The 14,664-nt window shown below is 61.2% G+C and carries 13 protein-coding genes and 1 pseudogene; 9 read left to right on the top strand and 5 right to left on the bottom strand.

Annotation, left to right across the window (positions count from 1 at the left end; genetic code table 11):
- The 8 genes and pseudogenes from Q0526_RS13985 to Q0526_RS13950 form a co-directional block, all read left to right on the top strand.
- Positions 1 to 193 (top strand): annotated as a pseudogene (locus Q0526_RS13985) (argininosuccinate synthase domain-containing protein); the annotation flags it as partial.
- An 87-nt stretch (positions 194 to 280) separates the two neighbouring features.
- Entirely contained in the window at positions 281 to 1,663 is a 1,383-nt protein-coding gene (gene argH, locus Q0526_RS13980; protein WP_298734778.1) for an argininosuccinate lyase, read from the top strand.
- 17 nt (positions 1,664 to 1,680) lie between these two features.
- The gene (gene argC, locus Q0526_RS13975; protein WP_298734775.1) at positions 1,681 to 2,622 is read left to right on the top strand and encodes an N-acetyl-gamma-glutamyl-phosphate reductase; all 942 of its coding nucleotides are present in this window, start codon (positions 1,681 to 1,683) and stop codon (positions 2,620 to 2,622) included.
- Between the two features lie 40 nt (positions 2,623 to 2,662).
- Positions 2,663 to 3,889 carry a bifunctional glutamate N-acetyltransferase/amino-acid acetyltransferase ArgJ gene (argJ, locus tag Q0526_RS13970; protein WP_298734771.1) on the top strand — a complete coding sequence of 409 codons (1,227 nt, stop codon included), beginning with the start codon at positions 2,663 to 2,665 and terminating at the stop codon, positions 3,887 to 3,889.
- A gap of 20 nt (positions 3,890 to 3,909) precedes the next feature.
- The gene (argB, locus tag Q0526_RS13965) at positions 3,910 to 4,764 is read left to right on the top strand and encodes an acetylglutamate kinase (RefSeq protein WP_298734767.1); all 855 of its coding nucleotides are present in this window, start codon (positions 3,910 to 3,912) and stop codon (positions 4,762 to 4,764) included.
- A 15-nt stretch (positions 4,765 to 4,779) separates the two neighbouring features.
- The gene (locus tag Q0526_RS13960; RefSeq protein ID WP_298734764.1) at positions 4,780 to 5,958 is read left to right on the top strand and encodes an acetylornithine/succinylornithine family transaminase; all 1,179 of its coding nucleotides are present in this window, start codon (positions 4,780 to 4,782) and stop codon (positions 5,956 to 5,958) included.
- Complete coding sequence (gene argF, locus Q0526_RS13955) at positions 5,958 to 6,869, top strand: ornithine carbamoyltransferase (protein ID WP_298734761.1); 912 nt, start codon at positions 5,958 to 5,960, stop codon at positions 6,867 to 6,869. The genes Q0526_RS13960 and argF overlap by 1 nt, the downstream gene beginning before the upstream one ends.
- A 199-nt stretch (positions 6,870 to 7,068) precedes the next feature.
- Complete coding sequence (locus Q0526_RS13950) at positions 7,069 to 8,070, top strand: aldo/keto reductase (protein WP_298734759.1); 1,002 nt, start codon at positions 7,069 to 7,071, stop codon at positions 8,068 to 8,070.
- A 64-nt stretch (positions 8,071 to 8,134) separates the two neighbouring features.
- On the opposite strand, the gene Q0526_RS13945 is transcribed toward Q0526_RS13950, so the two are convergent.
- Together Q0526_RS13945 and Q0526_RS13940 are read right to left on the bottom strand one after the other, a co-directional pair.
- Positions 8,135 to 10,024: an ABC transporter ATP-binding protein gene (locus Q0526_RS13945; protein ID WP_298734756.1), complete on the bottom strand. Its 1,890-nt coding sequence runs from the start codon at positions 10,022 to 10,024 to the stop codon at positions 8,135 to 8,137.
- A gap of 14 nt (positions 10,025 to 10,038) precedes the next feature.
- Positions 10,039 to 11,778, bottom strand: coding sequence for an ABC transporter ATP-binding protein (locus tag Q0526_RS13940; protein ID WP_298734754.1), 1,740 nt, complete (start codon positions 11,776 to 11,778; stop codon positions 10,039 to 10,041).
- A gap of 175 nt (positions 11,779 to 11,953) precedes the next feature.
- On the opposite strand from Q0526_RS13940, the gene Q0526_RS13935 reads away from it, so the two are divergent.
- Positions 11,954 to 12,835, top strand: a complete 882-nt coding sequence (locus tag Q0526_RS13935; RefSeq protein ID WP_298734752.1) for a LysR family transcriptional regulator — start codon at positions 11,954 to 11,956, stop codon at positions 12,833 to 12,835.
- Between the two features lie 42 nt (positions 12,836 to 12,877).
- Here Q0526_RS13935 and Q0526_RS13930 read toward each other — a convergent pair whose 3' ends face one another.
- From Q0526_RS13930 to Q0526_RS13920, 3 genes are all read right to left on the bottom strand, one after another.
- The gene (locus Q0526_RS13930) at positions 12,878 to 13,531 is read right to left on the bottom strand and encodes a hypothetical protein (RefSeq protein WP_298734749.1); all 654 of its coding nucleotides are present in this window, start codon (positions 13,529 to 13,531) and stop codon (positions 12,878 to 12,880) included.
- A 105-nt stretch (positions 13,532 to 13,636) separates the two neighbouring features.
- On the bottom strand, positions 13,637 to 13,807 hold the full coding sequence (locus Q0526_RS13925; RefSeq protein WP_298734746.1) for a hypothetical protein: 171 nt from the start codon (positions 13,805 to 13,807) through the stop codon (positions 13,637 to 13,639).
- Between the two features lie 3 nt (positions 13,808 to 13,810).
- Positions 13,811 to 14,536, bottom strand: a complete 726-nt coding sequence (locus tag Q0526_RS13920) for a hypothetical protein (RefSeq protein ID WP_298734743.1) — start codon at positions 14,534 to 14,536, stop codon at positions 13,811 to 13,813.
- Between the last annotated feature and the right edge of the window lie 128 nt (positions 14,537 to 14,664).

Raw genomic sequence — 14,664 nt, 5'->3', positions numbered from 1 at the left:
CCTCAAGCTCTACAAGGGCAACATGATCAACGCCGGCGTCACCAGCCCCTACACGCTGTATGACGAGCAGACCGCCTCCTTCGGCGAGGACGAGGACTACAATCAGGCCGACGCCAACGGGTTCATCAACCTCTTCGGCCTGCCCATCGCCGAGCGCGCCAAGCTGGCCAAGAACTGGCCCACCGAGGAGTAATCCGTTTTTCTTCAAAATTCCGTGCCGCCGTGGGTGGGCTGTATGCCCACGGCGGATTTTGTTATTACACCCCTAAGGAGGGTCTTTATGGCACAACTGTGGCAGGGCCGCGCCAGCAAAGCGGTGGATAGCCGCGTCAATGACTTCAACTCTTCCATCCGGTTTGACGCACGGATGATCGAGCAGGACATTCAGGGCAGTCTGATCCACTCCGCCATGCTGGGGCGGCAGGGCATCATCTCGGCCAAGGATGTGGAGGATATCCACAAAGGTCTGCATAGCATTTTGGAAGATCTGCACAGCGGTGCGCTGGAAATTGACCCCGCCGCCGAGGATGTCCACACCTTCGTGGAGCAGACCCTCACCGCCCGGGTAGGGGATGCGGGCAAGCGGCTGCATACCGGCCGCAGCCGCAATGATCAGGTGGCGCTGGACCTGCGGCTCAACCTGCGGGTGGCGGCCACCCACCTGCAAGGCCAACTGCGGGAATTGATCGAGACCCTCTGCACGCAGGCCGAAAAAAGCGCCGACTATGTCATGCCGGGCTACACCCATCTGCAGCGGGCCCAGCCGGTGACCTTCGGCCACCAGCTCATGGCCTATGCGTGGATGCTGCTGCGGGATCTGGGCCGGATGCAGGATGCCGTGGGCCGGATGAATGCCGAATGCCCGCTGGGCTCCGGCGCATTGGCGGGCACCACCTATCCGCTGGACCGGTTCTATACCGCCAAGGAACTGGGCTTTGACGCCCCCTGCGCCAACTCCATCGACGGCGTGTCTGACCGGGACTTCTGCATCGAGCTTTGTGCGGCGCTGGCCACCTGCATGATGCACCTCTCCCGCCTGTCCGAGGAGATCATCCTCTGGTGCAGCTGGGAGTTCAAGTTCATCGAATTGGACGACGCCTTTACCACCGGTTCCTCCATCATGCCCCAGAAGAAAAACCCCGATGTCACCGAGCTGATCCGGGGCAAGACGGGCCGCGTTTACGGTGACCTGAACACCCTGCTGGTCATGATGAAGGGCATCCCGCTGGCCTACGACAAGGACATGCAGGAGGACAAAGAGGCCATCTTCGACGCGGTGGACACGCTGGAACTCTGCCTGCGCACCGTTACCCCCATGCTGGCCACCATGACCCCGCTGCCCGCCAACATGCGCCGGGCGGCGGCCAAGGGCTTTATCAACGCCACCGACTGCGCCGACTACCTGACCAAGAAGGGCATGCCGTTCCGGGATGCCTACAAATGCACCGGTACTATGGTGGCGGCCTGCATCGCCGCCGACAAGACGCTGGAAGAATTGACCCTCGACGAGTTCAAGCAGTACAGCGATCTCTTTGAGGAGGACGTCTATCAGGCCATCGACCTGACCACCTGCTGCGAAGGCCGTACCAGCTACGGCGGCCCCACCAAGGCCAGCGTGCTGCACCAGATCGAGCTGGTGAAGAAAACTCTGCAAAACCAATAACAGAAACGGGTGTTTTTGTGGAAAAGTATAAAATTTTCGTGGACGGTTCTGCCGGAACCACCGGGCTGCGTATTGCCGACCGGTTGGCGGCGCGGCCGGAATTTGAAATTCTGACCATCTCGGAGGCGGACCGCAAGGACGTACACGCCCGGGCAGCGGTCATCAACGAGAGTGATCTCTCCTTCCTCTGCTTGCCGGACGATGCCGCCCGGGAAGTGGTGCCGCTGCTGCGGCCCGACGTGCGGGTGCTGGACACCTCCACCGCCCACCGTACCAACCCGGAATGGGTCTACGGTCTGCCCGAACTGGGCGCCACCCGCCAGAAACTGACCACCGCCACCCGGGTGGCGGTACCGGGCTGCCATGCTACCGGGTTTATCGTGCCGGTGGCACCGCTGGTGGAAAAAGGCCTGCTGCCCAAGAACGTGCAGCTTAGCTGCACCAGCCTGACCGGTTATTCGGGCGGCGGCAAAAAGATGATCGCCGAGTATGAGGCACCCCGGGAAAACACTGCCCTCAACGCGCCCCGGCCCTACGGGCTGGCACTGCACCACAAGCACCTGCCCGAGATGCGGGCCATCACCGGGCTGGACAAGGCCCCCGACTTTGTGCCGGTGGTGGCGGACTACTACGCGGGGATGGAAACCATGATCCCCTTGGATCTGGCGGCGCTGGGGTTGACAGCCCAACAGGTGGCCGACACGCTGGCGGACTACTACGCCGGGGCGAAGATGATCTCGGTCCATCCGCTGGGCGAGGGCACCGACGGGGGATTTTTGGCCTCCAACAAGCTGGCCGGGTCCGACCGGCTGGAAATTTTTTGCCTTGCCAATCCCGACGGCACCCAGATACAGCTCATCAGCCTGTTTGACAATCTGGGCAAGGGCTCCTCGGGGGCGGCGGTGCAATGCATGAACCTGATGCTGGGGCTGGACGAATGTGCGGGTCTGGCCCAATAAACTTCTTAGATCGTGGAAAGTGAGAGAGAGGAAAAGAACCATGGAAATGTTTCAGCCTGTTGCGGGTGGTATCTGTGCCGCCCAAGGTTTTTCCGCCGCGGGTGTGCATTGCGGGATCCGGCGCAACCATGCCAAATTGGATCTGGCGCTGATCAAGGCAGACGTGCGCTGTGCGGGCGCCGCCTGCTATACCACCAACAAGGTGTACGGTGCGCCCATCACGGTGGACCGGCAGCACCTGCAGGACGGGTATGCCCAGGCCATTCTGGTCAACAGCGGCAACGCCAACACCTGTGCCCCCAATGGCATCCAACTGGCCACCGATACCTGTGATTTGGTAGCCAAGGCACTGGGCATCGCCGCCGACGATGTGCTGCCTGCCTCCACCGGTGTTATCGGGCAGGCGATGGAGCTGACCCCCTTTGAAAAGGGCATCCCCGAAGCCGCCGCCAAGCTGGCCGCTACGGCGGAAGGCAGCCACGACGCCGCCACCGCCATCATGACCACCGACACCCACGCCAAGGAATTCGCGGTGGAATTTGCGCTGGGCGGCAAGACCTGCCGCATCGGCGCCATCGCCAAAGGCTCCGGCATGATCCACCCCAACATGGCCACCATGCTGCTCTTTATGACCACCGACGCCAAGGTGGAACCCGCCCTGCTGCAAAAGGCGCTGTCCACCGTGGTGCCCGCCACCTTCAACCAGATCTCGGTGGACGGTGATACCTCCACCAACGACACCGTGCTGCTGCTGGCCTCCGGTCTGTCGGGGGCGGAAGTGCTGCCCGATACCGCCGATTACGACACCTTTGTGGCGGCGCTGACCGTGGTGGCCGAGCATCTCTGCCGGGAACTGGCCGCCGATGGCGAAGGCGCTACCAAGCTGCTGGAATGCACCGTCACCGGCGCGCCCGATCTGACCACCGCCCGGGCTGTTTCCAAGAGCGTCATCCATTCCACCCTCTTCAAGGCCGCTATGTTCGGTGCCGACGCCAACTGGGGCCGGGTGCTCTGCGCCATCGGCTATACGCCGGGGGACTTTGACATCTCCAAGACCGCAGTGCGGCTCAAGAGCCGGGCGGGCGAGGTCTTTGTCTGCGAAAACGCCGCCTACCACCCTTACAGTGAGGAGGAGGCCGCCAAGGTCCTGAAGGAAGATGAGATCGAGATCCTTGTGGACTTGGGCTGCGGCGATGTCACGGCCAAGGCTTGGGGCTGCGATCTGACCTACGACTACGTCAAGATCAACGGCGACTACCGCACCTGAGAAGCGAGGGGAAGACGGCGATGAAGAATGAACAGATGGCGCTGCTTTTCAGCGAAGCAACGCCCTATATCCAGAAATACCACGGCAAAACGCTGGTCATCAAGTACGGCGGCAACGCCATGGTCAACGATGCGCTGAAACTGGCCGTCATGAACGACTTGGTCACCCTGACGCTGCTGGGCGTGCGGGTGGTGTTGGTCCACGGCGGCGGTCCGGCCATCAACCAGATGCTCAAGCGGGTGGGCAAGGAGTCCAAGTTTGTGGGCGGCCTGCGCTACACCGATGAGGAAACGATGGGCATTGTCCAACAGGTGCTGGCCGGACAGGTCAACAAGGACTTGGTGGCACTGCTCAAAGGCCGGGGCGTGGGCCTTTGTGGTATGGACGGGCATATGATCACCTGTTCCCGCAAGGCGGATGTGGATCTGGGCTATGTGGGCGAGATCGAGCGGGTGGACACCACCCTGATCGACCACCTGTTGGCGGACAGCTTTATTCCGGTCATCGCCACGGTGGGCATGGACAGCAACGGCGTGCCCTACAACATCAATGCCGACACCGCCGCTGCCGAGATCGCCATTGCGCTGCATGCCGAAAAGCTGGTCAGCATGACCGACATCGTGGGTCTGCTCTACGACAAGGACGATGAATCCACCCTGATCCCCGAGGTGGAAGTTTCGGAGATCGAGGGCTATAAACAGGCGGGGGTCATTGCCGGGGGCATGCTGCCCAAGATCGAGGGCATGGCCGAAGCCATCTACAAGGGGGTCCACGAGGCGGTCATCATCGACGGCCGGGTACCCCATTCCATCTTGTTGGAAATGTTCTCGGACCGCAGCGCGGGCACCATGTTCTACCGCCGCGGCAACCGGTAAAAGGAGGGATAGGTCATGAATACCCAGTCGATCATCCAGCGGGACGATGCCCATGTCCTGCATACCTACGTCCGCAGTCAGGTGGCGTTGGTGGGCGGTTCCGGCATGGTGGCCACCGACGCCGAGGGCAAGCAGTATCTGGACTTTACCTCGGGCATCGGCGTCAATGCGCTGGGCTACTGCCACCCGGTTTGGGTGGCGGCGGTGACCGCGCAGGCAGCCAAGCTGCAGCACACCTCCAACCTGTATTACACCGAGCCCTGCGGTGCGCTGGCGGAGGAACTCTGCCGCCGTACCGGGCTGGATGCGGTGTTCTTCGGCAATTCCGGCGCCGAAGCCAACGAGGGCGCCATCAAGGCCGCCCGCAAATACAGCGTGGACACCTATGGCCCCAACCGCAACCGGGTGTTGACGCTGGTCAATTCCTTCCATGGCCGTACGCTGGCTACCCTGACCGCCACCGGGCAGGATGTGTTCCACCATGATTTCGGCCCCTTCCCCGAGCGGTTCGGCTACGTCCCGGCGGGGGATTTCGCCGCCCTGCAGGCGGCGGCCGACGCCGATACCTGCGCCGTTCTGCTGGAACTGGTACAGGGTGAAGGCGGCGTGGTAGCGCTGGACAAGAACTATGTGGCCCAAGTGGCCGCTTTCTGCAAGGAGCGGGACATCCTGCTGCTGGTGGACGAGGTGCAGACCGGCGTAGGCCGGACGGGTACCTTCTTGGCCTGCGAGCAGTTTGACCTGCACCCCGACATCGTCACGCTGGCCAAGGGGCTGGGCGGCGGTTTGCCCATCGGCGCCGTCGTCATGAACCAAAAGGTCGCGGCCCATATGGGCCCGGGCAGCCACGGTTCCACCTTTGGCGGCAACCCGGTGGTCTGCGCGGGGGCGCTGGCCGTTTTGCAGCAGCTCACCGACGACCTTCTGGCGCAGGACCGCGCGTTGGCCGAAACGCTGCGGGCGGGGCTTGCCCAACTGCCCCACGTTACGGCGGTCAGCGGTCTGGGCTTGATGGTAGGCATCGCCTTGGAGGAGGGCATCAGCGCCGCCAACGTGCGCACCGCCTGCGAGAAGGAGGGCCTGCTGGTCCTCACCGCCAAGACCCGCCTGCGCTTGCTGCCGCCGCTGATTCTGACGCAGGACGATGTGGACAAGGCCCTTGCCATCCTGCGCACCGTGTTGGAGAAACTGTGATGAAACATCTGTTGAAATTGGGCGGACTGACCAAGGAGGAGATCCTGCACGTTCTGGATGTGGCCGACGAGTACAAGCGCCTGCACAAACAGGGCGTCGACCCCAAGGACTTGCAGGGCAAAGCCGTGGCGCTGCTGTTCGCCAAACATTCCACCCGTACCCGCACCAGTCTGGAGGTGGGCATCTATCAGATGGGCGGCCTTGGCACCTACCTGAGCGCCAACGACCTGCAAACCGCCCGGGGCGAACCCATTCAAGATACCGTCCGGGTTCTGGGGCGGTACTATGATGCCATCCTCTGCCGCACCTACAAACAGACCGATTTGGATATGCTGGCGCAGTACAGCGGGGTGCCGGTGATTTCCGGCATGACCGACTATGCCCATCCCTTGCAGGTGCTCACCGACCTGATGACAGTGCGGGAGTACAAGGGCAAGCTGGAAGGGCTGCGGATGGGCTTTATCGGGGATGGCTACAACATGACCAACAGCCTGATCGTAGGATGTCTTGCGGTGGGCATGCAGGTCACGATGGCCTGCCCCAAGGGGTATCGCCCCGCTGCCGATGTGCTGATGCAGGCTAAGGCCTACGGCGATGCTTTCCGGCTGGTGCATGACCCCGACGAAGCCGCCCGGGATGCCGATGTGCTCTTCACCGACGTGTGGGTGAGCATGGGCATGGAACGGGAAACCGAGCGCCGCCATCGGGACTTTACCGGCTACACGCTGGATGCCGCCCGGATGGCGCTGGCCAAGCCGGACTGCATGGTGCAGCATCCGCTGCCGGCACGCCGGGGCGAGGAGATCGCCACCGATGTGTTTGAGCAGCACGCCAACGAAATTTTTGACGAGGCGGAAAACCGCCTCCATGTGGAAAAAGCCGTCCTCGCCATCCTGCTGGCCGGCAAGTGACGGGGTGTGTTCCTTCTTTGCAAAGAAGGAACCGAAGAAATTCCAAACAAAAATCTCCTGCGGGGACAAAGCCCCGCAGGAGATTTTTAATTAGAGTTCTTTTGGTTCTTTTCTTGCAAGAAAAGAACAACACACCCGGCTTGACCGCCCCGCAGGCAGGGGGTACAATGGGGAAAAAGAAAACAGGAGGTACTTACCCATGTATCAGGCATCCCTCCAACGGTACGACACCATGCCCTACCGCCGCTGCGGGCGCAGCGGTCTGCGCCTGCCCGCGGTATCGCTGGGCCTGTGGCACAATTTCGGGGACACCACCCCCTACGAAACGATGCGTGCCCTCTGCCGCACAGCCTTTGACCATGGCATCACCCACTTTGATCTGGCCGATAACTACGGCCCTGCCCCCGGCGCCGCCGAGCGGAATTTTGGCCGCCTGTTGCAGGACGATCTGCGCCCCTACCGGGACGAACTGATCCTCTCCACCAAGGCAGGCTACCGGATGTGGGACGGTCCCTATGGGGACTGGGGCAGCCGCAAACATCTGCTGGCCGGGCTGGACCAAAGCCTGCGCCGGATGGGGCTGGACTATGTGGACATCTTCTACCACCACCGGATGGACCCCGCCACCCCGCTGGAAGAAACAATGGAAGCATTGGCGCAGGCGGTGCGCAGCGGCAAGGCGCTGTATGTGGGACTTTCCAACTACGACGGCCCCACGCTGGAACGGGCTGCTGCCCTCCTCGACGAGCTGCATTGTCCCTTTGTGATCTGCCAGAACCGCTACTCTCTGTTTGACCGCAAAATCGAGGAAAACGGCCTGAAAGAGAGCGTGGGCAAGACGGAACGGGGCCTCATTACCTTCAGCCCGCTGGCGCAGGGACGCTTGACCGACCGGTACCTCCACGGCATTCCGGCGGACAGCCGCATCCGCACCGACGGGCGCTACCTGAAAGAAAAGGACATCACCCCCGAGGTGGTGGCCAAGATTCAGGCGTTGAACGAGGTGGCCGCCCGCCGCGGCCAGACGCTGGCCCAGATGTCACTGGCGTGGCTGCTGGCTCAGCCGGTGGTCACCAGCGTGCTGATCGGCGCTTCCCGGCCGGAACAGATCCTTGATAATATCCAAGCGATGGAAAACACCCGCTTTACCGCCGACGAATTGGCGGAACTGGACCGCATCTGCGCAGCAGAAACACCGTAAACAAGGCCCCCGGCCCGATGGAAGATCCCATCGGGCCGGGGGCTTGGTTATGGATAGAGAGGGATCAAGCTGGCTGGTCGGCAAAATTACCGGTGTAAAGCTGGTAGTATTTGCCGTGTTTGGCAATCAGTTCGTCATGGGTGCCCCGCTCAATAATGCGGCCCTGTTCCATGACCATGATGCAGTCGGCGTTGCGCACGGTGGACAGCCGGTGGGCGATCACGAAGGTGGTGCGGCCGGTCATCAAGGCGTCCATGCCGTCCTGCACCAGCTTTTCGGTGCGGGTATCGATGGAGGAAGTGGCTTCATTCAGGATCAGGGCCGGCGGGTCGGCTACCGCAGCCCGGGCAATGGCCAGCAACTGCCGCTGGCCTTGGCTCAGGTTGGCGCCGTCGCCGGTCAGCATCGTCTGGTATCCATCGGGCAGGCGGCGGATAAAGTCGTCGGCGTTGGCCAGTTTGGCCGCAGCGATGCACTCCTCGTCGCTGGCGTTCAGGTTGCCGTAGCGGATGTTTTCCATCACGGTGCTGGTGAACAGGTGGGTGTCCTGCAAGACCATGCCAAGGCTCCGCCGCAGATCGGCTTTCTTGATCTTGTTGATGTTGATGCCGTCGTAGCGGATCTTGCCGTCGGCGATGTCGTAAAAGCGGTTGATTAAGTTGGTGATGGTGGTCTTGCCCGCGCCGGTGGCGCCCACGAAGGCGATCTTCTGGCCGGGTTTGGCCCATAGGCTGATGTTGTGCAGCACCAGTTTTTCCGGCGTGTAGCCGAAGTCCACATCGTCCAGCACCACGTTGCCCTGCAATTTGGTGTAGGTCACGGTGCCGTCCGCTTTGTGGGGATGTTTCCACGCCCACACATTGGTGCGCTCCTTGGTTTCGGACAGGCTGCCGTCGGCGTTCTCTTTGGCGTTGACCAGTTCCACATAGCCGTCGTCGGCCTCGGGGGTCTGGTCCATCAGGTCAAACACACGCTGGGCGCCGGCTGCGGCGGTGATCACAAAGTTGATCTGCATGCTGATCTGGGTGATGGGATTGGTAAAACTCTTGTTCAGGCTCAAAAAGCTGATGACGGTGCCCAGCGTTACCCCGGCCCAACCGTTGATGCCCAGCACCGCGCCCACAATGGCTACCAGCACATAGCTGATCCAGCCGATGTTGGCGTTGATGGGCATTAGCAGGTTGGCGTACCGGTTGGCCATGTTGGCACTGTCCCGCAACTGGTCGTTTACGGTGCGGAAATCCCGCAGGGCGGCTTCCTCGTGGCAAAAGACCTTGACCACCTTTTGGCCGTCCAGCATCTCCTCAATAAAGCCGTCCACGTTGCCCAGATCCCGCTGCTGGCGGATGTAATACTTGCTGGACAGTTTCGAGAAGTTGGTGGTCACCAGCACCATGACGCAGGCGGTGAGCAGCGAGATAACGGTCAGCGCCGGGTTCAGCACGATCATCGCGATGAGGGTGGCAATCATCGTCACGCTGGTGTTGATGATCTGGGGGATGCTCTGGCTCAGCAGTTGGCGCAGCGTGTCGATGTCGTTGGTGTAGACCGACATGATGTCGCCGTGAGCGTGGGTGTCAAAGTAGGAGATGGGCAGGCTTTCCATGCGGTGGAACAGATCATCCCGCAGATGGCGCATGGTGCCCTGACTGACGGTGACCATAATGCGGTTGTAACCGAAGGCCGTCACCACGCCCACCGCCAGAATGCAGACCAACCGCACAAGGCTTTGGGCCAGCGCGGAAAAATCGGTGGAACCGGCGTTGATCATCGGCAGGATGTAGTCATCCACCAAAGTCTGGGGAAAGGTGGAGCCGGCAACGGTGGCCACCGCCGTGATAAGAATGCAGACGATGACCAGCACAAAGGGCAGAGCATAGAAATGCAGCATATAACGCAGTACCCGATTCAGCACCTTCAGGGGCGCCGGACGGGCCGTATGGGATGGTTTCATGAAACTTCCTCCTTTCAGGCCGGCTGGTCGAAGTCGCCGCCGCCCTTGACCTGCGACTCGTAGATCTCCTGATAGATGGCATTGGTCTTGAGCAGGTTTTCGTGGGTATCAAAGGCGTTGATCTTGCCGCCGTCCAGCACCAGAATGCGGTCGGCGTGCTCCACGCTGGAAATTCGCTGGGCAATGATGATCTTCGTTGTGCCGGGAATGGTCTTGGCAAAGGCGTCCCGGATCTTGGCATCGGTGGCGGTGTCCACGGCACTGGTGGAGTCGTCCAAAATCAGTACCTTGGGTTTCTTCAGCAGGGCACGGGCAATGCAGAGCCGCTGCTTTTGACCGCCCGACACGTTGGCGCCGCCCCGCTCGATGTGGGTGTGGTAGCCGTCGGGCATCCGGTCGATGAACTCATCGGCACAGGCTGCCTTGCAGGCGGCGATGCACTCTTCGTCGGTGGCGTTGGGGTTGCCCCACCGCAGGTTGTCAAGGATCGAACCGGAAAACAGGGTGTTCTTCTGCAGCACCACCGATACCTGATTGCGCAGCGCGTCCATGTCGTAGCGGCGCACGTCCACGCCGCCCACCTTGACGGTGCCTTCGTCCACATCGTAGAGACGGCAGATCAGGTTCACTAAGCTGGACTTGCCCGAGCCGGTACCGCCGATGACGCCGATGGTTTCGCCCGAATGGATGTGCAGGTCGATGTCGGTCAGGGCATTTTTGCCGCTGCCGTGTTTGTAGGAAAAGTTCACATGGTCGAAGTCGATGCTGCCGTCCGCCACTTCGGTGATGGGGTCGGCGGGATTGGTCAGGTCGGGGGACTCGACCAGCACTTCGCTGATACGGCGGATGCTGGCCAGCGACATGCTGATCATGACCACCACCATGGAGAGCATCATCAGGCTCATCAGCAAAGACATGATGTAGCTGAACAAGCTGGTCAGGTCACCGGTGGTCATGCTGCCGCCCACAATGAATTTGGCGCCCAGCCACGACACCGAGATGATGCAGAAATACACCGAAACCATCATGGCCGGGTTGTTGAAAGCCAGCAGGCCTTCCGCTTTGACAAAGAGGCGGTAGAGGTTGCGGGAGGCGGTGCTGAACTTGTGGTTCTCGTAGGGTTCCCGCACGAAGGCCTTGACCACCCGGATGGCGGAAACATTCTCCTGCACGCTGGCGTTCAGGTCATCGTATTTCTGGAACACCTCGTTGAAGATGCGCAGCGTCACCACCATGATGCTGCCGATGACCGCCACCAGAAAGACCACCGCGATGAGAAACATGGCGCTGAGCCGGGGGCTGATGTACAGGCACATGGCGTAGCTGAAGACCAGCGTCAGGGGGCTGCGCACCGCCACACGAATGACCATCATAAAGGCGTTCTGCACGTTGGTAATGTCGGTGGTCATCCGGGTCACCAGACCGGGCACGCTGAACTTGTCGATGTTGGAAAAGGAAAAGGTCTGGATCTTGGCGTAGATGGATTCCCGCAGGTTGGCGGCCAACCCCGACGAAGCCGCCGCCGCGCTGCGGCCTGCCAGTGCGCCGCAGGCCAAGCTGACCAGCGCCATGCAGACCATCAGGGCACCGTAGCGATAGACGACGCCCAAGTTGGCGGCTTGCAGGCCGTCATCAATAATGCGGGCTGTGACGAAGGGAAGCAGAATCTCCATCACCACTTCCAGCGCGGTGAACCCGATGCAGCACCAGACATCGCGCTTGTATTGCTTGAGTTGCTGTAAAACCGTTTTCAACTTTCTTCACTCCTTTGGGAAAAGGTTCTCTCTTCGGTAGAAAATTATAGCATCTTCTGTGAAGATTGAGAATTTCAAAACATTGTTCGACGTTAGCAAACATCGAATGATACATTGCAAAAAATAAAAAGGTGGTGTATACTGGGAGTATCCTATGCGGGGGAGGAAGAAAGATATGAATACCCAACAACTGCTGTGCTTTGTCTGCGTGGCGGACCGGCTGAACTTTACCAAAGCGGCCGAGGAGTTGTTTCTGTCGCCGCCCACCGTGACCCACCACATCCAAACGCTGGAAGCGGAGCTGGGCACAGTGCTGCTCATCCGCAATTCCAAGATGGTGCGCCTGACCGAGGCGGGGCAGGGCTTTTACAACGACGCAAAGGAGATTTTGGCCAAGATCGAGATCGCCCAAAAGAAGATGCACGACGCCGCCCACACGGCGGTGCGTCTTTTCCACATCGGCTGCACCAGCAGCACCGAATTGCAGTACCTCAAACCGCCGCTGCGGGCCATGGGGCGGCGGCATGCGGGGTTCAACCCCATCCTGCATATGCAGGACTATTTCAGCCTAAAAAAGATGTTTGAGGCCGAGCAGTTGGATATTATGCTCTGCACCCGCAATATGATCCGCAAACTGCCCAACTGTGAGTTCCATCCGGTGGCGGAAGCCATGCTCTATGCGGTGGTGCTGGCGGACTCCCCCTTGGCAGAGAAAGAGACCCTGCGCTTTGCCGACTTGCAGGCACAGCGGCTGCTGACCCTGCATCCCAAACTGGTGCCCTTTGAGCAGTCCAACCGCCTGCGGGACTGGATCATCGAGCACAGCCTCAACCATATGGACATCCACTGCGAAAGTGACCGGGCGGGCATCCTGTTGGCCGAATGCGGCTACGGGGTGGCGCTCTTTCCGGAATTTTATACGCAGGACTTGCCCGCTACCCTGGTGCGCCGTCCCTTTGAACCGGGCAGCAGCGGCCTGACCTTCGGCGTGGCCTGCCGCAAACAGGGCAAGGACGAGTATGTGAAAGAGTTTTTGGCGGAATTTCCCAAGGCATAAAAAACCGGGCGTACCCGTACGGGTACGCCCGGTTTTTTGAACTTAAGAGGCGTTGCGCAGGATCAGCTCCATGCCCTGCGGTCCCCAACTGAAATCCCCCACCGCGTAGCCCCGTTCCAGCATGCGGGGCAGGGCGGGGTCGTCTAGGTGCAGGCGGCGGTAAGGGTCCCGCCAATGGGGCAGCCCCCGGGCCGAAAAGACCAGCATGTTGGCCCCAGCCATGGGGCGCACCGCCCGCAGCGTCAGCCCGGCGGAAAGGTACTGGGCACACAGGTCCTCGCTCTGGGGCAGGGCATCGGGGTCCAGCGGCTGGACTGCCCATACATGGTAGCTGGCATACCGCGCCGTGGCCAGCCGCAGCGCGGTGCGCAAAAATTGCCGCAGTTGGGGGTAGTGGTCAGCCAGCAGCGGCTCGGTCAGTACCGCGCCCTGTCCGTCGGCGCCGTAGCCGGCGGCCCGCAGACTGGCAGGCAGGATTGCGTCGGAATACAGGGGCAGCAGCGCTGCCGCGGCTTGCAGGGTGGCGCTGCCCCCGTAATCCCCTAAAATCTGGCCGCTTTGCAGGGCGGCGGGCAGGGCAGCGGCGGGCAGTTGGGGCAGCCCGGCGGGGCCGCACAGTGCCCGCAGTGCCTCCCCGTCGGTGGGCAGCAGCATCCGGGCCTCAAAGGTGGTGGTTCGTTCCAAAGTTTGCAGCATACAAAAGGTCCCTTCCCTAAGTAAAAAGTGAATACGGGACCATCCTATCAAAAAACGCCCGCCAAAACTGCCGAAACAGGGCGGGCGCCGAAATGGCAAAGGGAATTACCGCTCTTCCTTGGGGGACTGCCGACGGGCGGCCAGCTCCTCAAAGCTGCGGTTGGCGGTAAAGCAGCGGTGATAGGGGTTGTCGGGCAGCGGTGTCTTGGGGGGCGGAGGAGGCGTGGGTTTGCGCAGCCGCCGCAGATAGGCTTGCAATTTGGGGGTCGTGCGCATGGCTTAGTCCTCCACCGGGGTGGCACCGGCGGTCAGCACCGCCCACAGTGCCGTGTCGGCGGTGTAGGATTCCGGTACATCCTTCTCCCAGTTGCCCCGGCAGCCGATGTACAGCCCGTCCAGCAGGTCCTGATGGCTGGTTCCGGTGTCGCCGTCACTCTCCAGCGTCAGTCCGGCCAGCACCGGGCAATCCCCCCAGCGGTAGACCATCTTCTGCCAGTCATTCAGATGGGCTTCGTCGGGCAGGGTGCCGTCGGTGTATTGCAGCGATTGCGTCTGGCTCTGGAAGGCAGCCGGGTCTTCCAGCAAGAACAGGTAGGTGTCGCTGCCGGCGGTCAGGGCGGCGGTCAGTTGGGTGGTGCCTGCCAACTGGGCGTAGGGGTTGGCGCTTTCGGCGGTGGCAAAATCCACCTGATACTGGCTAAGCTGGACCACCACCTGCCCATCCCCGTTGCGGTCGCTGCAATAGGGGACCAGCGCGTTCTGTAAGGCCTCTGCGGTTTCGGTGGGCAGCGCTTGTGTGCCCACATAGCCGATCTCCAGATCCGGCTGGACCCGGCCGAACATATCGTGGAGCAGCCACCCCACGATGCCCAGTACGATCAGCACCACCAGCACCGTAAATTTGTGGTAATGCCACCAGTTGGCGGCTTTTTCCTGTTTGGTGTATTCCCGGGGCGCCGGTTCGGGGGTGTAGGTTTCCTCACTGCTTTTGGTGACCCATGCCATAGCAAGACAACTCCTTTTTGATTGCGTTCCTTTTATTCTACCACAAATCGCGGCAGGATTTGTAAACTTATTTTAACACAGCCTTGCAAACCTTGTGCAAAATCGGTATCATGTAAGAAAGACTCCTG

The sequence above is a fragment of the uncultured Subdoligranulum sp. genome (genome assembly GCF_937890665.1).
This window is presented reverse-complemented; position numbering and strand designations above follow the sequence as displayed.

Bases quoted from the DNA above. Each gene is read 5' to 3' on its own strand.
- argH (WP_298734778.1), top strand. From the start codon at position 281: ATGGCACAACTGTGGCAGGGCCGCGCCAGCAAAGCGGTGGATAGCCGC.
- Q0526_RS13945 (WP_298734756.1), bottom strand. From the start codon at position 10,024: ATGAAACCATCCCATACGGCCCGTCCGGCGCCCCTGAAGGTGCTGAAT.
- Q0526_RS13935 (WP_298734752.1), top strand. From the start codon at position 11,954: ATGAATACCCAACAACTGCTGTGCTTTGTCTGCGTGGCGGACCGGCTG.
- argB (WP_298734767.1), top strand. From the start codon at position 3,910: ATGAAGAATGAACAGATGGCGCTGCTTTTCAGCGAAGCAACGCCCTAT.
- Q0526_RS13925 (WP_298734746.1), bottom strand. From the start codon at position 13,807: ATGCGCACGACCCCCAAATTGCAAGCCTATCTGCGGCGGCTGCGCAAA.
- Q0526_RS13950 (WP_298734759.1), top strand. From the start codon at position 7,069: ATGTATCAGGCATCCCTCCAACGGTACGACACCATGCCCTACCGCCGC.
- Q0526_RS13930 (WP_298734749.1), bottom strand. From the start codon at position 13,531: ATGCTGCAAACTTTGGAACGAACCACCACCTTTGAGGCCCGGATGCTG.
- argF (WP_298734761.1), top strand. From the start codon at position 5,958: ATGAAACATCTGTTGAAATTGGGCGGACTGACCAAGGAGGAGATCCTG.
- Q0526_RS13920 (WP_298734743.1), bottom strand. From the start codon at position 14,536: ATGGCATGGGTCACCAAAAGCAGTGAGGAAACCTACACCCCCGAACCG.
- Q0526_RS13960 (WP_298734764.1), top strand. From the start codon at position 4,780: ATGAATACCCAGTCGATCATCCAGCGGGACGATGCCCATGTCCTGCAT.
- argJ (WP_298734771.1), top strand. From the start codon at position 2,663: ATGGAAATGTTTCAGCCTGTTGCGGGTGGTATCTGTGCCGCCCAAGGT.